Annotated in this window: 19 protein-coding genes; 9 read left to right on the forward strand and 10 right to left on the reverse strand. The window is 70.9% G+C overall.

Annotated features, from left to right (window positions below):
* Positions 1-97 precede the first annotated feature (97 nt).
* Genes ACFPMG_RS34040 through ACFPMG_RS34050 form a run of 3 tightly spaced genes read right to left on the reverse strand, consistent with a single transcriptional unit; the run spans position 98 to position 1,780 of the window.
* Entirely contained in the window at positions 98-661 is a 564-nt protein-coding gene (locus ACFPMG_RS34040; protein WP_377000449.1) for a DUF3306 domain-containing protein, read from the reverse strand.
* A complete protein-coding gene (locus tag ACFPMG_RS34045) occupies positions 654-1,178 on the reverse strand; it encodes a DUF3305 domain-containing protein (protein WP_377000450.1) in 525 nt (174 codons plus the stop codon). The genes ACFPMG_RS34040 and ACFPMG_RS34045 overlap by 8 nt, the downstream gene beginning before the upstream one ends.
* A complete protein-coding gene (locus tag ACFPMG_RS34050; protein ID WP_377000452.1) occupies positions 1,175-1,780 on the reverse strand; it encodes a biotin/lipoate--protein ligase family protein in 606 nt (201 codons plus the stop codon). Before ACFPMG_RS34050 ends, ACFPMG_RS34045 begins: the two co-directional genes overlap by 4 nt.
* A gap of 91 nt (positions 1,781-1,871) precedes the next feature.
* On the opposite strand from ACFPMG_RS34050, the gene ACFPMG_RS34055 reads away from it, so the two are divergent.
* The 5 genes from ACFPMG_RS34055 to ACFPMG_RS34075 all read left to right on the forward strand — a co-directional run bounded on the left by ACFPMG_RS34055 (position 1,872) and on the right by ACFPMG_RS34075 (position 6,588).
* Positions 1,872-2,219: a hypothetical protein gene (locus tag ACFPMG_RS34055; protein WP_237905426.1), complete on the forward strand. Its 348-nt coding sequence runs from the start codon at positions 1,872-1,874 to the stop codon at positions 2,217-2,219.
* A 101-nt stretch (positions 2,220-2,320) separates the two neighbouring features.
* Positions 2,321-3,331, forward strand: a complete 1,011-nt coding sequence (gene nadA, locus ACFPMG_RS34060) for a quinolinate synthase NadA (protein ID WP_377000454.1) — start codon at positions 2,321-2,323, stop codon at positions 3,329-3,331.
* A 154-nt stretch (positions 3,332-3,485) separates the two neighbouring features.
* Positions 3,486-5,108, forward strand: a complete 1,623-nt coding sequence (locus ACFPMG_RS34065; protein ID WP_377000456.1) for an L-aspartate oxidase — start codon at positions 3,486-3,488, stop codon at positions 5,106-5,108.
* The gene (nadC, locus tag ACFPMG_RS34070) at positions 5,093-5,926 is read left to right on the forward strand and encodes a carboxylating nicotinate-nucleotide diphosphorylase (protein ID WP_377000458.1); all 834 of its coding nucleotides are present in this window, start codon (positions 5,093-5,095) and stop codon (positions 5,924-5,926) included. The genes ACFPMG_RS34065 and nadC overlap by 16 nt, the downstream gene beginning before the upstream one ends.
* Before the next feature lie 86 nt (positions 5,927-6,012).
* Complete coding sequence (locus tag ACFPMG_RS34075; protein ID WP_377000460.1) at positions 6,013-6,588, forward strand: class I SAM-dependent methyltransferase; 576 nt, start codon at positions 6,013-6,015, stop codon at positions 6,586-6,588.
* Positions 6,589-6,664: 76 nt separating this feature from the next.
* On the opposite strand, the gene ACFPMG_RS34080 is transcribed toward ACFPMG_RS34075, so the two are convergent.
* The 6 genes from ACFPMG_RS34080 to uraD form a co-directional block, all read right to left on the reverse strand.
* Entirely contained in the window at positions 6,665-6,841 is a 177-nt protein-coding gene (locus ACFPMG_RS34080) for a hypothetical protein (RefSeq protein ID WP_186466174.1), read from the reverse strand.
* The gene (glf, locus tag ACFPMG_RS34085; RefSeq protein WP_377000462.1) at positions 6,838-8,091 is read right to left on the reverse strand and encodes a UDP-galactopyranose mutase; all 1,254 of its coding nucleotides are present in this window, start codon (positions 8,089-8,091) and stop codon (positions 6,838-6,840) included. The genes ACFPMG_RS34080 and glf overlap by 4 nt, the downstream gene beginning before the upstream one ends.
* Positions 8,092-8,248: 157 nt before the next feature.
* Entirely contained in the window at positions 8,249-9,292 is a 1,044-nt protein-coding gene (locus ACFPMG_RS34090) for a GMP reductase (RefSeq protein WP_377000464.1), read from the reverse strand.
* A 145-nt stretch (positions 9,293-9,437) separates the two neighbouring features.
* Complete coding sequence (locus ACFPMG_RS34095) at positions 9,438-10,670, reverse strand: M20/M25/M40 family metallo-hydrolase (protein WP_377000466.1); 1,233 nt, start codon at positions 10,668-10,670, stop codon at positions 9,438-9,440.
* Positions 10,667-11,908, reverse strand: a complete 1,242-nt coding sequence (locus ACFPMG_RS34100) for an allantoate amidohydrolase (protein WP_377000468.1) — start codon at positions 11,906-11,908, stop codon at positions 10,667-10,669. The genes ACFPMG_RS34095 and ACFPMG_RS34100 overlap by 4 nt, the downstream gene beginning before the upstream one ends.
* Positions 11,905-12,402, reverse strand: a complete 498-nt coding sequence (gene uraD / locus ACFPMG_RS34105; protein ID WP_377000470.1) for a 2-oxo-4-hydroxy-4-carboxy-5-ureidoimidazoline decarboxylase — start codon at positions 12,400-12,402, stop codon at positions 11,905-11,907. The genes ACFPMG_RS34100 and uraD overlap by 4 nt, the downstream gene beginning before the upstream one ends.
* Before the next feature lie 190 nt (positions 12,403-12,592).
* Between uraD and uraH the strand changes: the two genes are divergently transcribed.
* Entirely contained in the window at positions 12,593-12,955 is a 363-nt protein-coding gene (gene uraH, locus ACFPMG_RS34110) for a hydroxyisourate hydrolase (protein WP_377000472.1), read from the forward strand.
* On the opposite strand, the gene ACFPMG_RS34115 is transcribed toward uraH, so the two are convergent.
* Positions 12,940-14,127 (reverse strand): urate hydroxylase PuuD, encoded by a 1,188-nt coding sequence (locus ACFPMG_RS34115; RefSeq protein ID WP_377000474.1) that lies wholly within the window; start codon positions 14,125-14,127, stop codon positions 12,940-12,942. The two genes, uraH and ACFPMG_RS34115, sit on opposite strands and share 16 nt — an antisense overlap.
* Positions 14,128-14,274: 147 nt before the next feature.
* Here ACFPMG_RS34115 and ACFPMG_RS34120 point away from each other — a divergent pair, with 147 nt between their 5' ends.
* From ACFPMG_RS34120 to uvrC, 3 genes are all read left to right on the forward strand, one after another.
* A complete protein-coding gene (locus tag ACFPMG_RS34120) occupies positions 14,275-15,210 on the forward strand; it encodes a LysR family transcriptional regulator (RefSeq protein ID WP_377000476.1) in 936 nt (311 codons plus the stop codon).
* Positions 15,211-15,297: 87 nt separating this feature from the next.
* A complete protein-coding gene (locus ACFPMG_RS34125) occupies positions 15,298-16,422 on the forward strand; it encodes a LacI family DNA-binding transcriptional regulator (RefSeq protein WP_377000478.1) in 1,125 nt (374 codons plus the stop codon).
* Between the two features lie 99 nt (positions 16,423-16,521).
* The gene (uvrC, locus tag ACFPMG_RS34130; protein WP_377000480.1) at positions 16,522-18,366 is read left to right on the forward strand and encodes an excinuclease ABC subunit UvrC; all 1,845 of its coding nucleotides are present in this window, start codon (positions 16,522-16,524) and stop codon (positions 18,364-18,366) included.
* Positions 18,367-18,389: the final 23 nt, after the last annotated feature.

The raw sequence follows: 18,389 nt of genomic DNA on the forward strand, positions 1-18,389 counted from the left end.
CGTCCGAGCCCCGCATCGCCCCCTCGCTGGCTGCATTCTCCACGACCGTAGAGAATCACGACAGGCCGGCAGGCAACAGACCTTTTTCCGCGTCCTGCTAACTCTCCCCCGCTTTCGCAGGGGAGGGGACTGCCGCCGCTTCGCCTAAGGCACCCTCCCCTGCGCAGCGGGGGAGGGCCGGGGTGGGGGCAAGACCCCCACTTTCCTCAGACTCATCCATGTCAGCGACCACCACCTCCTCCGGCTTCTCCTCGTCCGGCGGCTTCTCGTCGGTGGCGATGCGGTCCAGCAGGTCGGCGATGCGGTCGGTGTCGAGCAGTTTGCCGTAGCCGGGAGCGTTGCAGTCCCAGTCATACTCGGCGAAGCCGCGGAAGCCCGCGATCACCGGGTCGCTGGTCCAGGCCTTGCGCAGGGCCAACCGTTTCAGCTCCTGCGGGACGTTGCCGGCGAGGAAACCGGTGTAGTCGCTGTCCGCGCCCAGGCTCTCCACCGGCGGCAGGCTCTCCGGGTCGAAGGGTTCCGGCGGCGGAGCGGCGATGGCCTGCGGTTGCTCCGCCGTGTCCCGCTCCTCCTGCGGTTCGGGGGTCTCGACGGGCGCCGTGCGCGCCTCCTGCTTGCGCCGCGACCAGCGGGACAGGAAGCCTTCCGACCCGTCATCCATGGCGCTGATCCTTTCCAGGATGAGCAACCGGGGCACGGCGGGCCAGCGCCTCCGGGTCGGCGCGGTCGCGCTGGCGCTTGTAAAAGGGCCGTTCGGTGTGGTGGCGGGCCACGAAATCGCGCATCCATTCCGCGAGGTCGGGCGGCAGGGGAATCGCTTCGATCAGGTCGTCGCCCGCGTCGGAATGGGCGTCGACCTCGCCGGGATCGACGGTGACAGCGAGCAGCCGCAGCCCCGGGTCCTCGGCGCTGCGGCGCAGGATGACGTAGAGCATCGGGTGGCCGCCCTTCAGATTCTCGACGTAGTTCTCCGTCTCGCCAGGATGGAGCACGATCTCCGCGACGCCCGCGTAATAGCCGGTGCGCTCCCCGTCCTGTGCCAGCACGGTCCAGGGCGCGCGGTCGGGCAGCGCCGGCAGGGCGCCGGTCACCCGCCAGCGGGCGTCCACCCACGGGTTGTCGATGCGCTGGCGCTCCACCGTGATCCCGACGCCGCGCCGTTCGGCCTGTCCGGTCATGACCGCCTCCCCTCTGCCTTGCGGATCAGCCGCTGTTCCCAGACCCGCCGCACCGGCTCGAAGCCCGCGTCCATCCAGCGGTCGATCCAGGTCAGGAAATGCCGGGTGAAGCTCTCCAGTACCGCCACTGCGTCGGTCTCGCCAAATCCCTCCTCGCGCAGCGCCGTGCGGTCGGGGTGACGTCCGGGGTCGGGGTCGTCGGGGTCGCCCAGCACCTCCAACTCCGCGCCGACCACGGCCCAGGCGGGAAGCCCGTCCTCGGCGCCGGGGCCGAGAGCGACGGTCACCCCGCCGGCCACCGCGCCGTTGAGCAGCAGGCGGCCCGCGCCGTCGAAACGGATGCTTTGGTTCGGCGGCCCCAGCGCCTCCAGCGCGTCGGCCAGCGCGACCAGGGTGACGGCGGCGAGGCCGTCCCCCGCGTCCGGCCGGTCGGGCACCAGCACCACCGCCACGTCCAGCCGGTCGCGCCGGCCCGCGTGGACGAGCGTGCCGGGCGCCGCCCCTTCCGCGGCGAAGCGGCAGGCGGTGGCGAAGGAGCCGCCCGCCTCGGCGGGCCAAGGGCGGAAGATGGGCGGCAAAGTCGGGGCGTCGGTCGGGTCCATGCCCCTGATAACGCACGAACGGGAGGGTTGGTGCCCGCGCCTGTTGGTGAGGGACGGCCTTGTCCCCCCTTGCGCAAAGGAGTTCGCCGCCTTGCTCGCCGCTCTCATTTCTTCCAGCCTTGTCGCCGGGCTGCTGATGACCGGCAACGTCATCGCCCAGGAAGCCACCAAGGAGTCGCTGTCCAACGACATCAAGGTGCAGCAAAGCCAGGAGCCGCCGCCCAACCAGCAGGGCGTCCGCGCGCCGAAGGCCACCACCAGCGGCGAAACCCAGGGGGCGGAGCTTCAGCAGGCCCTGGCCGACGTCCGCCGTGCGCCACCCGACCTCCAGGGCAACCCGGTGCCCCGGCCGAACCAGTGGGCCAGCGAACCCGACATGGGGCACGAGCCGACCCGCTCGGAGAACCCTTCCGACCTGAGCAGCCAGGAGGCGAAGTAGGGCGAAACACCGACGATCCGCAAGGCGCCTTCTTTTCCGCTTGATATGCTCGTATCGAGTATTTATGGTTTTGCTCATAGCGAGCATTAAAGGAATGCGCCATGCGCGATACCACCGGCCTTGCCTACACGCCCGACATCGCCGCGGCGACGCAGCCGATCTACGAGCGCATGAAGCGCGTAGTCCCCGCCGTCGAATGGCCGTTCCACGCCCCGCTGGTCCATGAGATCAACCGCCTGAAGCGGGAACGCAACGCGGTAATCCTCGCCCACAACTACCAGACGCCGGAGATCTTCCACGGCGTGGCCGACATCGTCGGCGACAGCCTGGCGCTCGCCGCCCGCGCGACCGAGACCGACGCCGATGTCATCGTGCTCGCCGGCGTGCATTTCATGGCGGAGACGGCGAAGCTGCTGAACCCGGTGAAGACGGTGCTGATCCCCGACACCGGGGCGGGCTGTTCGCTCGCCGAATCGATCACCTCCGCCGACGTGCGGCTGTTGCGCGAGCGCTATCCGGGCGTGCCGGTGGTCGCCTACGTCAACACCTCGGCCGACGTGAAGGCGGAGGTGGACATCTGCTGCACCTCCGGCAACGCGGTGGAGGTAGTGGAATCGCTGGGCGTCCCGCGCGTCATCATGCTGCCCGATGAGTATCTGGCGAAATACGTCGCCACCCAGACCAGCGTCGAGATCATCGCCTGGAAGGGCCATTGCGAGGTGCACGAGCGCTTCACCGGCGACGAGATCCGCGAGTTCCGCGGGCGCTTCGACGAGTTGATCGTCATCGCCCACCCGGAATGCCCGCCCGACGTCCTGGAGGCCGCGGACTTCGTCGGCTCCACCGCGCGCATGGTCGATTTCGTGGCGGACCGCCGGCCGCCGCGGGTGCTGATGGTCACCGAATGCTCGATGAGCGACAACGTGGCCGCCGCCTCGCCGGAGACGGAGTTCGTGCGGCCCTGCAACCTGTGCCCGCACATGAAGAAGATCACGCTGGCGAACATCCTCGACAGCCTGCGCACGCTGGAACCGCAGGTGACCATCGCGCCGGAGGTCGCCGACCGCGCCCGCCGTTCGGTGGAACGGATGCTGGCGGTAAAGCCGCGCTGATCCCGTATTCCCTCTCCCCTCTAGGGAGAGGGTCAGGGTGAGGGGGTTGCGCTTGTGCCGAACGCACCGCCACGCGCATCCCCCTCACCGGCCCTTCGGGCCACCCTCTCCCCGGAGGGGAGAGGGCTAGATTCTCCATCGAGAGAACCCGCCCATGCCCACCCCTTACACGGTCCGCGATTCGGAGGTGGTCGTCATCGGCTCCGGCATGGCCGGGCTGACCGCCGCCCTGCATCTGGCGCCGCGCGCCGTCACGCTGCTGACCAAGACGCCGGACCTGCCGGGCGGGTCCAGCAACCACGCCCAGGGCGGCATCGCCGCCGCCATCGGTCCCGGCGACGGGCCGGAGGCGCACGCCGCCGACACGGTGGCCGCCGGCGCCGGCTTCGTGGACGCGAACCGCGCCCTGCTGCTGACCCGCGAGGGGGCGGAGCGGGTGCGGGCGCTGCTCCTCGCCGGGCTGCCCTTCGACCGCGGTGCCGACGGCACGCCCCTGCTGGGGCGGGAGGCGGCGCACGGGGCGGCGCGCATCGTCCATGCCGGCGGCGACGCCACAGGGGCGACACTGGTCGCGGCGCTGGCCGAGCGGGTGCGCGCCACCCCGTCGATCCGGGTGGAGAGCGACGCCTTCGCCGTCGATCTGGCGGTGCGCCACGGGCGGGTCTGCGGCGTGCTCGCCTGCCACCCCGAAGGCTGGGTGTTCCACCGCACGCCGCGCGTGGTGCTGGCGACCGGCGGGGTCGGCGGGGCCTACGCCCGCACCACCAACCCGCCGGAGGCGACCGGCGACGGGCTGGCGCTGGCCGCGCGGGCCGGGGCACTGCTCGCCGACGTGGAGTTCGTGCAGTTCCACCCGACGGCGCTCGCCGTGGACGCCGATCCCGCCCCGCTGCTGACCGAGGCGCTGCGCGGCGCCGGGGCGCTGCTGCTCGACCGGCGCGGGGTCCGTTTCATGGCGGCGGAACATCCCTTGGCCGAGCTGGCGCCGCGCGACGTGGTGGCCCGCGCCATCGGCGCCCGCGTCGCGGCGGGGGAGCCGGTGCGGCTGGACCTGCGCCCGGCGCTGGCCGCCAAGCCGGACGGCTTCCCCACCGTGCTGGCGCTCTGCGCCGCCCATGGGCTGGACCCCTGGCGGGAGCCGGTGCCGGTCGCCCCGGCGGCGCATTACCACATGGGCGGGGTGGTCACCGATCCCGCCGGGCGGACCAGCCTGGACGGGCTGTGGGCCTGCGGCGAGGTCGCCTGCACCGGCGTCCACGGCGCCAACCGGCTGGCCAGCAACTCCCTGCTGGAGGCCCTGGTGTTCGGCGCGCGGGTGGCCCGCGACGTCGCCGGGCGGGACCTGCCCCCCCTGCCGCCCGTCGCTCTGCCCGACGCCCCGGCCGTCGCCGGGGGGATCGGGGCCGGCCTGCTCGACGCCATCACCGACGAGTCCCGCCGCACGCTCTACCAAGGTGCCGGGCTGGTCCGCGACGGGGTGGGGCTGCTGGCCGCCCGGCGCAAGCTGGACCGGCTCGCCGTGGCGCTCGACGCGCTGTGCGGCGGCGGCCCGGCGGACCTCGCCGCCGTCCGCCGCTGGGGCGAGGCGCGCAACCGCCTGCTGGCCGGGCGGCTGATCGTCCACGCAGCGCTCGCCCGCAGCGAAAGCCGCGGGGCGCATTTCCGCACCGATTTCCCTCAGGAAGACCCGGCGGCGCAGCGCCACCGCTTCACCCTCACCGACCTGACCGGGGCCGCCGGCCCCCTTTCCGGAGACGCCGCATGCTCCATCCTCTGACCTATGAACCGATCGTCCGCGCCGCCCTGGCGGAGGACCTCGGGCGGGCCGGCGACATCACCACCGACAGCATCGTCCCGGCGGACGCCGTGGCGACGGCACGGGTGGCCGCGCGCAAGGACGGGCGCGTCGCCGGGCTGGAGGTCGCCCTGTCCGCCTTCCGCACCCTCGACCCGGCGGCGGAACTGCGGGTGGAGCACGGCGACGGCGCCGACGTGGCCCCCGGCGACACCATCGCCACCGTGACCGCCCGCGCCCGCGCCCTGCTGACGGCGGAGCGCACGGCGCTGAACCTGCTGGGCCGCCTGTCGGGCATCGCCACCGCGACCCGCGCGCTGGTCCGGGAGGTTGACGGGACCCGCGCCCGCATCGTCTGCACCCGCAAGACCACCCCCGGCCTGCGCGTCCTGGAGAAGCAGGCGGTGCGGCTGGGCGGCGGCTTCAACCACCGCTTCGGGCTCGACGACGCGGTTCTGGTCAAGGACAACCACATCGCCGTGGCCGGCGGCATCCGCCCGGCGGTCGAGCGCGTCCGCGCCGCCATCGGCCACATGGTGAAGGTGGAGGTTGAGGTCGACACGCTGGCCCAGTTGGAGGAGCTGCTGACCCTGCCGGTCGACGTCGTTCTGCTCGACAACATGGACCCGCAGACGCTGCGCCGCGCCGTCGCCATGGTCGACGGCCGCATGGTGACCGAGGCGTCGGGCAACGTCACCCTGTCCACCGTTCGCGCCATCGCCGAGGCGGGCGTCGACATGATCTCGGTCGGCTGGCTGACCCACAGCGCGCCGAACCTGGACGTCGGGCTGGATATGTAGGGTGGGCGTCCCCCGACCTGTCGTCGCGGACGCGGACGGTGTACGGTCTTGCCGGTGGCAACAACGGCGGACCGAAGGCGCGCAGGATGTCGGACCTCAAGCTCAACCTCGGCTGCGGCGACACGCGGCTTCCCGGCTATGTGAATGTGGACAAGTACGGCACCTTCGGGCCGGACATCCAGGCCGACCTGGAAGCCGTGCCCTGGCCGTTCGAGACGGACAGCGTCGCCGACATCCAGCTCATCCACGCGCTGGAGCATATGGGCCAGACGACCGGGCAGTTCCTGAACATCATGACGGAGATGCACCGCGTCTGCCGGCACGGCGCGCGGATCACCATCAAGGTGCCGCACCCGCGCAGCGACGGGTTCCTCGGCGACCCGACCCATGTCCGGCCGATCACGCCCAACGTGCTGAGCCTGTTCTCGATGGAGGAGAACCGGAAATTCATCGAGCGCGGCTGGCCCAACACCCGGCTGGCCATGCATCTGAACGTGGATTTCCGCATCCTGTCGGTCGGCTACAAGCTGATGCCGCGCTGGCAGCAACGGCTGAAGGCGGGACAGGTCACGAACCAGGACATCGCCGAGGCCATCGAGAGCCAAAACAACGTGGTCGATGAGATCACCATCCTGCTGGAGGCGGTGAAGGACGCCGCCTGACCCGGCCGCGGCGTCCAAACCTCCCTCATCTCCCCCCGGCCTCAGGGACGGGATCGAACCTGCGAAGCGGCGGCCGTCACTCCGCCGGGTGGCCCATGAAGTTGCGGTACTGCACGGTGTTGTCCTGGCTCAGCCGGACCGAGGGGGCGGCGTAGGTCTGGTCGGCGGTGCGGCCGAGCGTGCCCTCCAGGATCACGCTGGCGCCGATGGCGAGGACGACCGCGGTGGCCAGGGCCATTCCGAACGCTTTCATGACGCTTCCCTCCTGCTGTGGACCGGAGCGGACGATGGAGCGGGCTGCGGGGCGGCGCCGATCCCGGAAATGCCGCGCGCGCCCTCCGCCACGGCGCCTTCGGCCTTGGCGATGCGGGTGTAGAGCGCCAGCGCCTGTGCCACCACCTGATCCATGTTGTAGTAGCGGTAGGTCGCCAGCCGCCCGACGAAATGGACGTTCGGCGTCGCGTCGGCCAGTTCCTGGTACTTGCGGTAGAGGGCCGCGTTCTCCGCGCGGGGGATCGGGTAGTAGGGGTCGCCCTCCGCCGACGGGTATTCGTAGGTCAGGCTGGTCCGCGGGTTGGTCTGGCCGGTCAGATGCTTGTATTCGGTGATGCGGGTGTGCGGCACCTCCTCGCCGGGGTAGTTCACCACGGCGACGGGCTGGAACCATTCCTGATCGACCGTCTCGTGCCGGAAGGTCAGGGAACGGTAGGGCAGCTTGCCGAAACGGTACTCGAAATACTCATCCACCGGGCCGGTGAAGATCAGGTTGCGGTAGCGCGCGTCGCGCACCACGTCGCGGAAATCGGCGCCCAGGCGGATGGTGATGTTCGGGTGGTCGAGCATGTTCTCGAACATCCGCGTGAAGCCGTGCAGCGGCATGTTCTGGAAGCTGTCGCCGAAATAGCGGTCGTCGTCGTTGGTCCGCGTCGGCACCCGCGCCGTCACCGCCTTGTCGAGGTCCGAGGGGTCGAGGCCCCATTGCTTGCGCGTGTAGCCGCGGAAGAACTTCTCGTACAGTTCCCGCCCGACCGCGCCGACCACCACGTCCTCCGAGGTGCGGACGTCAGCCACCGGTTCCGCGCGGCTTTTGAGGAACTCCGCCACGCCGGCCTCGTCGAGGTCCAGCCCGTACAGTTTGTTGACCGTCGTCCGGTTGATCGGGATCGGGACGAGCTGCCCGTCCACATGGGCGAGCACCCGGTGCTCGTAGGGGCGCCACTGGGTGAAGCGGGACAGATAGTCCGCCACCGGCTGCGAATTGGTGTGGAAGATGTGCGGGCCGTAGCGATGGATCAGCACGCCCGCGTCGTCGTGATGGTCGTAGGCGTTGCCGCCGATGTGCGGGCGCCGATCGATCAGCAGCACCCGCTTGCCCAGCCCCGCCGCCAGCCGCTCCGCCAGCACGCTGCCGGCGAAACCGGCGCCGACGATCAGGTAATCGAAAACCGCCGGCCCGTCCGTCCGCCCCACATAAGCCGGAGCGGCTCCATCGAAATCACGCATAAGGTCTGCCTTCCTCGTCCCGCCAAAAGGCGGACGAGCGGGGCAAGCCGTCCGGCGCCCCACCCGTCCGCACATCCTGCGAACGGTGGAAGCCGCCGGTGGTTCCGGAGGAAGACGGTCGAGAAGGAGGTACCGATGCAGGGTACCTCCGGTGGCATCACCCCCCGAAGACGGTGTTCAGCTGCGCGCCGACGCGGACGAAGGTGGTCCGCTTCGACACCTCCTTCAGCTTGGTGGCGCCGATGTAGGTCATCATGCTGCGCACGCCGCCCATGATCTCCTGCATCGTGCCGTCGATCGGTCCGCGGTAGGGCACCTCCACGGTCTTGCCCTCCGATGCGCGATAGGAGGCGACGCCGCCCGCGTACTTGTGCATCGCCGTGTCGGACGACATGCCGTAGAAGGTCATCGCCACCGGCACCTTCTGCCCGCCGCGCTCCTCGTAGCGGATGTCGCCCTCGCACTCGTCGTGGCCGGCCAGCATGCCGCCGAGCATCACGAAGTCCGAACCGGCGCCGTAGGCCTTGGAGATGTCGCCCGGCACCGTGCAGCCGCCGTCGCCGCAGACCTGCCCCTTCAGCCCGTGGGCGGCGTCGGCGCATTCGATGATGGCGGAAAGCTGCGGATAGCCGACGCCGGTCATCTTGCGCGTCGTGCAGACCGACCCCGGCCCGATGCCGACCTTGATGATGTCGGCCCCGGCGAGCACCAGCGCCTCGGTCATGTCGCCGGTCACCACGTTACCGGCCATGATGACCATGTCCGGGTTCTCCGTCCGCAACCGGCCGATGACGCGCACGAAGCGTTCCGTGTAGCCGTTGGCGACGTCCAGGCAGAGCTTGGCCACCGGAGCCTTGGCCTTCACCGCCTGGAACTTGTCGTAGTCGGCCTCCGTCGTGCCCAGCGAGTAGAAGACGTTGGCCGTGTCCTCGTCGCGGAAGAAGGGGATCAGGGCGTCGGCCGGGTAGTGCTTGTGCAGCGCGGTCATCGCGCCGAAGCGCGCCAGGGCGCGGGCGACGGCCATGGTGCCGACCACGTCCATGTTGGCCGCGATCAGCGGGAAGCCCGTCCATTCCAGCCCGCTGTGGACGAAGCGGAAGGTCCGCTCGATGTCCACGTCGTTGCGGCTTTCCAGGGTGCTGCGCTTCGGGCGGATCAGCACGTCCTTGAAGTCCAGCTTCAGATCGTTCTCGATGATCACCGGCGGGTCGTCCTTGTCATTATGGGGGCGGGCCGTTGCCCCCTCCCCGGCCCTCCCCCGCTTCGCAGGGGAAGGAGATTAAAGTCCCCTCCCCTGCGCAGCGGGGGAGGGTTAGGGTGGGGGCAAGGTCAGCACCAGTGCAGCCTCACCCCTCGCTCAGCATCTCCAACAGCGACAGCGCCACAACCTCCGTCGCCTTGAACAGGTCGGACAGCGGCAGGCGCTCGTCGGCGCGGTGGGCGTTGGCCTCCTCGATGGTGTGGGGGCCGGCGCCGAACAGCGCGATGGACACGCCCGCGTCGGAGTAATGGCGCGCGTCGGTGTAGAGCGGCACGCCCTTGGTCTCCACCGGCTCGCCCATCACGCGGCTGGCGTGGGCGCAGAGGACGGCGGCCAGCCGGTCGGTGCCGGGCAGCGGAGTCAGCGGGCGGGCCAGCAGGATGCGGCGAATCTCCACACGGGCCTTCGGAAAAGCCTTGGCCGCGTCGGCGATGACCGCGCGCAACGACTCCTCCACCGTCTCCGGCGCCTCCTCCGGGATCATGCGGCGGTCGAGGCGCAGGGTCACGCGGTCGGGGACGACGTTGGTGTTGATGCCGCCCTTGATGAGGCCGACCGTCAACTGCGGCGATCCGATGCCGCCCACCGCCGATACGGTGCCGGCGTAGCCCTTGCGGTGCTCGTAGAGCGCGGCGAGGATCGCGGTCGTCGCCTCCAGCGCGTCGATGCCGGTCATCGGCAGGGCGGCGTGTGCCGACTTGCCGGTGACCTCGACCTCCAGATGCAGGCAGCCGTTGTGGGCGGTGACGACGCCGTAGCTGAAGCCCGCGGCGATGGCGAAGTCCGGCTTGGTCAGCCCCTCGTCGAGCAGCCATTTCGGCCCGATCTCGCCGCCGGCCTCCTCGTCGTAGGTCAGGTGCAGTTCCACCGTGCCGCGATCCAGACCGGCCTTCTCCAGCGCCAGCAGCGCGTAGGTGTAGGTCACGAAGTCGGACTTCGAGACGGCGACGCCGCGCCCGTACATCCAGCCGTCCACCACCTCCGCCCCGTAGGGGTCGCGGGTCCAGCCCTCGCCCGGCGGCACCACGTCGCCGTGGGCGTTCAGCGCCACGGTCGGCCCGTCGCCGAAGCGGTGGCGCACGATCAGGTTGGTGGCGGAGATCATGCCGTTGGCCCGCACCAGCTCCGCCGGGACCGGGTGACGCTCCACCGTCAGGCCCATGGCCTCCAGCAACTCGGCGGCGCGCTCCGCGTGGGGGGCGCAGTCACCGGCCGGGTTGTCGGAAGGCACCTTGACCAGTTCGGCCAGGAAGCGGACCTGCTCGTCGCGGGTCCGCTCCAGGAAAGCGCGGATGGCCTTTTGGGCGGTGTCGGTCATCGTGTCGGGGTCTCGTGCTCGAAGTGGCGGATGATGTCCAGGAGGATCCGCACCGACAGGTCGGCGTCCTCCGCGGTGATGGATTCGGCAGGGTTGTGGCTGATGCCGCCCGCGCAGCGGACGAACAGCATGCCCATCGGCAGCACGCCGGCGAAGGCCATGGCGTCGTGCCCGGCACCGCTGGGCAGCGACAGGGGGCGGACGCCGGCGCGGGTCACGGCGGCCTCGATCTGCCGCCGGATGCCGGGGGAGCAGGGGGCGGCCGCCGCGTCGTGGGTGGTCTCCACGGCCAGTTCCACGCCGCGGCGGGCGGCGATCGCTTCGAAGTCGGCGAGGATGGCCGCGCAGGCGTCCCGCCGCACGGCATCCTCCGGCGCGCGGACGTCGAGGGTGAAGGCGGCCTCGCCGGGGATGACGTTGACCGCTCCCGGCTTCGCCTCGATCCGCCCCACCGTCGCCACCAGCCCGGCGTCGGAGGCCGCGGCCACCCGCTCCGCCGCCAGGGTCATCTCGGCGGCGGCGGCCAGCGCGTCGCGGCGCAGCGCCATGGGCACCGTGCCGGCGTGGCCGGCCATGCCGCGCAGCCGGACGGCGAAGCGCGTGGCGCCGTTGATGGCCGTGACGATGCCGACCGGCAACCCTTCCGCCTCCAGCACCGGCCCCTGTTCGATGTGAACCTCCAGGAAGGCCAGCGCCTCCCCCGGCTTGCGGGCCGCCGCGGCGATGGCCTCGGGGTCGCCGCCGAAGGCGCGCAGCGCGTCGGCCATGCGCACGCCGTCGCGGTCCCGCGTCTCCAGCGCCGCCGGGTCGAAGCGGCCGGCCACGGCGCGGCTGCCGGTCAGGGTCACCGGGAAGCGCACCCCCTCCTCGTCGCCGAAGCCCAGCACCTCGATGGCGAAGGGCAGGCGCTCGCCGCGCCGGTCCAGCTCCGCCACCGCCGCGACGGCGGCGAGCACGCCCAGATTCCCGTCATACCGGCCGGCGTTGCGCACCGTGTCGATGTGGGAGCCGATCAGCAGGGCCGGCGCGCCCGGCACGGTCCCCTCGTAGCGGCCGACCACCGTGCCCGCCGGGTCGAGCCGGGCGTTCATCCCGGCCTTGCCCATCAATTCCATCAGCCAGTCCGCGGCGGCGCGGTGCTGCGGGGTCAGGAACAGGCGGGTCAGCAGCCCTGGCTCCTCCGTGAAACCGGCGAAGGCGTCCAGCCGCGCCATCAGGTCCGCGCCGAACGCCGTCATGGCCCGATGTCCTTGGGAAGCAGATCCTTGAGACGCAGCCAGGTGATGCGCTCGACCTGGGCCAGCGCCGTGGCGAACTCCTCCTCCGGACCGTTGGACAGGCGGGTCTCGAACGCCTCCAGGATGTCGGCGCGGCTGCGGCCCTTGACCGCCAGGATGAAGGGGAAGCCGAAGCGCGCCTTGTAGGCGTCGTTCAATTCGGTGAAGCGGGCGAACTCCTCGGGCGTGCAGCGGTCCAGCCCGGCGCTCGCCTGCTCCGCCGTGCTGTCGGCGGTCAGTTCGCCGCGCAGCGCCAGCCGGCCCGCCAGATCGGGGTGGGCGTTCAGCAGCGCCAGCTTCCGGTCATGGTCGGCGGCGCGCAGGACGACGACCATGGCGGCGTGCAGCCCGTCCGCGTCGTCCGGCACGTTTCCGGCATCCCAGGCGCCTTCGGCGACCCAGGGCGAATGTTCGAACACGCCGCCGAATCGGGCGACGAAACTTGCACGGTCCATCTCGCTCGGTCGCATCCCGGCCTTCCCTGATCGGTCCCCTGCCCCGCAGCATAACCGCAATCGCCGAGGTCCGCTTTTTCGATCCGTTTGAAAGTCTTTTTGCGCAGGCCCCGTTCGGACCCCGCGGCGGTGCGGCATGGGGTGCGGTATAAGGTCTCTTCGCGGCATTCCACGGCGAGGAGAGAGACCCATGTCCGGAAGCGGGCGCCTGACCACCCATGTTCTCGACACGACGCACGGCCGGCCCGGCGCCGGGATCGCCGTCACCCTCTACCGCATCGACGGGGAGCGGCGGGAGCGGCTGACCCGGACCCGCACCAACGCCGATGGGCGCTGCGACGCGCCGCTCCTCGCCGGGGCCGACCTGACGCCGGGGGTCTATGAGCTGGTGTTCGAAGCCGGCGACTATTTCCGCGCCTCCGGCCTGGAGATCCTCGAACCCGCCTTCCTCGACGTGGTGCCGATCCGCTTCGGCGTCGCCAACGCGGACCAGCACTATCACGTGCCGCTGCTCGTCTCCCCCTACAGCTACTCGACCTACCGGGGAAGCTGATCGGTCCAGGCGGCGAGCAGGCGGCGCTCCTCCGGCGTGATCCCGGTGACGTTTCCGGGGGGCATCGCGTCGGACAGCGCCGCCCAGACGCGGATCTGGGGCGCGTGGCGGCTGATCGACTCCGCGCTGTCCAGCGTCACGCCGCGCGGCGCCACGCCGATCCCTTCCCACACCGGCTGCGCCGCGTGGCACATGGAGCAGCGGGAGAGCACCACCTCCTCCACCTGCGCGAACTCGACTTTGACCGGCGCGGCGGCGCTCTCGGTCCGCGTGCCGGCGGCGCTCACGCCCACGATGACGGCGACGCCCGCGGCGGCCACCGCCCAGGTCCACCAGGGCGTCGGCTTGCCGGCGTGGCGGCTGTTGAAGAAATGGCGGATCACCGCCCCCACCACCAGCACCACAGCAACGATCACCCAGCTGTAGCGCGTGCCGAAGGCCAGCGGGTAGTGGTTTGAGATCATCAGGAAGACGACCGGCAGCGTCAGGTAGTTGTTGTGCAGCGAGCGCTGCTTGGCCTGCTTGCCCAGCGCCGGGTCGGGAACCTGTCCCGCCTTCATGGCGGCGACGGCCTTGGTCTGGTTGGGGATGATGATGCGGAAGACGTTGGCCGACATCATCGTGCCGATCAGCGCCCCGACATGAAGCATCGCCGCCCGCCCGCTGAAGAGGTGGCTGAGGCCCCAGGCGACCAGCACCAGGAAGACGAAGCCCGCCGCCGCCAGCTTCACGTCGTCCTTGCCCAGCGGCGACTTGCACAGCCGGTCATAGACGTGCCAGCCCATGCCGAGAGCGCCCAGGCTGAGCAGCACCGCGCCCCACCAGGGGATGTCCAGCACCGCCGGGTCGATCATGTAGAGCGCGGCGCCGTGGTAGTAGAGCACCGACAGCAGCGCGAAGCCGCTGAGCCAGGTGGCGTAGGCTTCCCATTTGAACCAGGTCAGCTTTTCCGGCAGCTCCGGCGGGGCGACCGTGTATTTCATCATGTTGTAGAAGCCGCCGCCGTGGACCTGCCACGCCTCCCCCGCCACGCCGGGGGGCAGGCCGTCGCGCCGCCGCAGGGACAGGTCCAGGTGGATGAAATAGAAGCTCGACCCGATCCAGGCGATGGCCGTGATGACGTGCAGCCAGCGCACCAGAACGTTGACCCACTCCCAGACGATCGGCTCCATGCGTCACGGCCTCTTCCGTTCGGTGATCCTCACCCTGAACTCTACGGTTGCCGCAGCGCAGCGGGGAAGCGGATGCGTGCGCCAGCACTTTCAAAAAAAACGGAAAGGTGGGAGGATTCTCTATGGCGTGTGGGGAAAGGGCCAAGCGTGGCGCTGCTGGAGAACATGCGGGTGTTCGTGCGGGTGGTGGAGCTGGGCAGCCTGTCCGCCGCCGGGCGCAGCCTGCGCCTGTCGCCCGCCGTGGTCAGCCACCGGCTGCAAAGCCTGGAGGAGCATCTGAACGCCCGCCTGCTCAACCGCACCACCCGGCAGGTGCAGTTCACCGAGGCCGGCAAGGTCTTCTTCGAGCATTGCCTGGAGGTGCTGGAGGCGGCGGAACGGGCGGAGAGCAGCGTCGGCGCCATCGGCGGGGCGCCGGTGGGCAGCCTGCGGGTGACGGCGCCGCTGGGCTTCGGCCGGCGCATCCTGGCCCCGATGGTGCCGCGTTTCCGCGCCGCCTACCCCCAGGTGGATGTGCGGCTGCGCCTGTCCGACCATCTGCTGGACCTGCTGCGGGAGGCGACCGACGTCGCGATCCGCATGGCGCCGCTGAAGGATTCCAGCTTCGTCGCGCGCAAGATCGCCGACCTGCCGCGGGTGCTCTGCGCCGCCCCCGCCTACCTGGAGCGGCGGGGCGTGCCGGCCCGGCCGGAGGATCTGCTGTCCCACCACTGCCTGCTGCTGCGCTTTCCCGGCTCGCAGCAGTTCCAGTGGACGCTGACCACGCCGCAAGGCCCGATGACCCTGCCGGTGTCCGGCCAGTTCGACGCCGACGACGGCGACGTGCTGACCGGCTGGGCGCTGGCCGGGGAAGGAATCGTGCTGAAGCCGCTGTGGGAGGTCGCCGACCATCTGCGCCGCGGGGAGCTGCGCGTCGTCCTGCCGCACTGCCCGCCGGAGCCGGTGACGCTCGCCGTGCTCTACCCCCACCGCAACCTGCTGCCCGCCAAGATCCGCGTCTTCATCGACTTCTTCGCGGAGCAGGCGCGCGCCGCCCTGGCGGACACGGAAATGGCCGGAGCGGAACCCAATGCCGCGCCCTGACCGTTCCCGCATTTCCCCCGCTTTTCCAACGGCGTGCTATGATGCCGCCCCGCCGCGCGGCGGGGTTCGCCGCAGGGAAGGACGAGAATGACCGCACAGCCGCCCGCCAAGCCGTTTCCGCCGAAACCCGCCAAACCCATCCGCAAGAAGACCCGCCGCGCCACCGAGCGGCTGACCATGACGGACGTGGCCAACGCCGCCGGCGTGTCGCCCAGCACCGTCTCGCTCTATCTGCGCAAGCCGGAGGCGGTGTCGGAGGAGCTGGCGACCCGCGTGCGGACGGTGATCGACCAACTCGGCTACGTGCCGAACCTCGTGGCGGGCAGCCTCGCCGCGGCGAAGAGCCGGACGGTGGGGGTGATTCTGCCCTCCATCACCAACTCCTTCTTCGCGGAAACCTACAACACGCTGCAAAGCGCCTTCCAGACCGCCCATTACCAGACGCTGCTGGGCGTCAGCGAGTTCGATCCGGAGCGGGAGGAGGAGCTGATCCGCGCCTTCCTCGCCTGGTCGCCCGCCGCGGTGGTGGTCACCGGCCTGCACCACACCGAGCGGACGCGCGCCATGCTGCGCTCCTCCGGCGTGCCGGTGGTGGAGATGTGGGACATCCCTTCCGCCCAGACCCCGGCGGTGGACATGACGGTCGGCTTCTCCCACTTCGAGGTCGGGCGGCGGCAGGCCAGCCACCTTTACGACCAGGGCAGCCGCAAGGTCGCCTACATCGGCGCCGCCGTGCACCAGGACATGCGCGTGCGCAGCCGCACCGACGGCTATGAGGACGAGGTGCGCCGCCGCGGCCTGCACGAGCCGATCGCCTTCACCGCCCCCGACACCGCCTCCACCCCCGTCGGCATCTGGCTGATCGACGAGGTGTTCGCCCTGCATCCCGACATCGACGGGGTTGTCTGCTCCAACGACGCCATGGCGCTGGGCGTGCTGTTCGAAGCGAACCGGCGCGGGCTGAGCGTGCCCGACGATCTGGCGGTGATCGGCTTCGGCGACCTGACCTTCAGCGCCGCCTGCCTGCCGCCGCTGTCCACCGTCCGCCCACCGCAGCGCGAGATCGGCGAACTGGCCGCCGGCCAGATCCTGGCCCGGCTGAACGGCACCACGGTGGCCCAGCCGCATCATGGGCTGGATTGCGAATTGGTCGTCCGCGACAGCACCCGCCCGGACGCGGCGGCGGGCGTGGAGCGGCAGACGGCGGGGTGAGTTTATCCCGGAAGGACAGGGCCGACGATTGTCCCTTGTCCACGGTTCGTTCCCCTGCTTCCTTCCGGCCCATTGTGATCAACACACCGGATTTGCGTGATGGATGGAGCCGCGGTGATCCGCGCCACCCTGCCGACGCTGCCGGACACGCCCGGCGTCTACCGGATGATCGGGGCGGACGGGCGCATCCTGTATGTCGGCAAGGCGAAGAACTTGAAACGCCGGGTGGCCAGCTACACCCGGACGGACGGGCTGCCCAACCGCACCCGCCGCATGGTGGCGCTGACCCGCTCCATGGAATTCGTCACCACCCACACCGAGGCGGAGGCCCTCCTGCTGGAGGCGAACCTGATCCGCCGCCTGCTGCCGCCCTTCAACGTGCTGGTGAAGGACGACCGGTCCTTCTCCTACATCGCGCTCGGCGAGGGTCACGAATTCCCCAGGCTGATGCACCATCGCGGCAGCGCCGATCGGCATGGCAGGAAGCGCGACCTGTTCGGCCCCTACGCCTCCCCCGCCCTGGTCGGCATGACCATCGGGGCGTTGCAGCGCGCCTTCCTGCTGCGCAACTGCGACGACGCCACCTTCACCGCGCGCACGCGGCCCTGCCTCCAGCACCAGATCAAGCGCTGCTCCGCCCCCTGCGTCGGCCGCGTTTCGGCGGAGGAGTACGCCACGCAGATGCAGGGCGTGCGCGACGTGCTGACCGGGCGCAGCGCCGCCGTCCAGGCGGAGTTCGCCCGCCACATGATGGACTGCTCCGACCGGCTGGCCTACGAGGACGCCGCCCGCTGGCGCGACCGCATCCGCGCCCTGACCGCCCTGCAAAGCCGCCAGGACATCAATCTGGAAGGCGTGCTGGAGGACGCCGACGTGCTGGCCGTCCATGCCGAGGGCGGGACCGCCTGCATCCAGGCCTTCTTCTTCCGCGGCGGGCGCAACCAGGGCACCCGCGCCTTCTTCCCTCGGCACGACGGGGAGGAGGAGCCCGCCGCGATCCTCGCCGCCTTCGCCGCGCAGCTCTACGAAGGGACGCCACCGCCCCGCCACCTGCTGCTCAGCCACGCCATCCCGGAGCGCACCCTGCTGGCCGAGGCGCTGACGCTGACCGCCGGGCGGCGGGTGGAGGTCGAGGTGCCCCAGCGCGGTCCCAAGCGCCGCGTCGTCGAGCACGCCCTGACCAACGCGCGCGAGGCACACGGGCGGCGCATGGCCGAACGCTCCGCCCAGGGCAAGCTGCTGGCCGGGGTGGCGCGTGTCTTCGGACTTCCGAAGACTCCGGCCCGTATCGAGATCTACGACAACTCGCACATCCAGGGGTCCTTTCCGGTCGGCGCCATGGTGGTCGCCGGGCCGGAGGGCATCCAGCGCAACGCGGGGCGCCGCTTCCACATCAAGGACCCCGCCGCCGCGGGCGACGACTGCGCGATGCTGCGCGAGGTGCTGGCCCGCCGCTTCGGGCGCGCGCTGCGCGAGGACCCGCAACGCAGCGGCGGCCAATGGCCCGATCTGGTGCTGATCGACGGGGGCTTGGGCCAGTTGAACACCGCCCGCGCGGTGCTGGACGGGCTGGGCATCGCGGGCGTGCCGCTGGCCGCCATCGCCAAGGGTCCGGACCGCGACGCCGGGCGCGAGCGCTTCTTCCTGCCGGACCGCGAGCCCTTCCGGCTGGAGCCCAACGACCCGGTGCTGTACTTCCTGCAGCGGCTGCGCGACGAGGCCCACCGGACAGCCATCGACGCCCACCGCACCCGCCGCCTGAAGGCGATGGACCACACCCGCATCGACGGCATCCCCGGCGTCGGCCCGTCGCGCAAGAAGGCCCTGCTGCACCATTTCGGCAGTTCCACCGCGGTGGCCTCGGCCGGGCTGAAGGATCTGGAGGCCACCCCCGGCATCAGCGCGGCGCTGGCCCGGCGGGTGTTCGAGCATTTTCATGGGTGAGCCGCTGGCCCCCACCCCGGCCC

Origin of the sequence: Azospirillum himalayense (assembly GCF_042657465.1) — a bacterium.
Classification (GTDB): domain Bacteria; phylum Pseudomonadota; class Alphaproteobacteria; order Azospirillales; family Azospirillaceae; genus Azospirillum; species Azospirillum himalayense.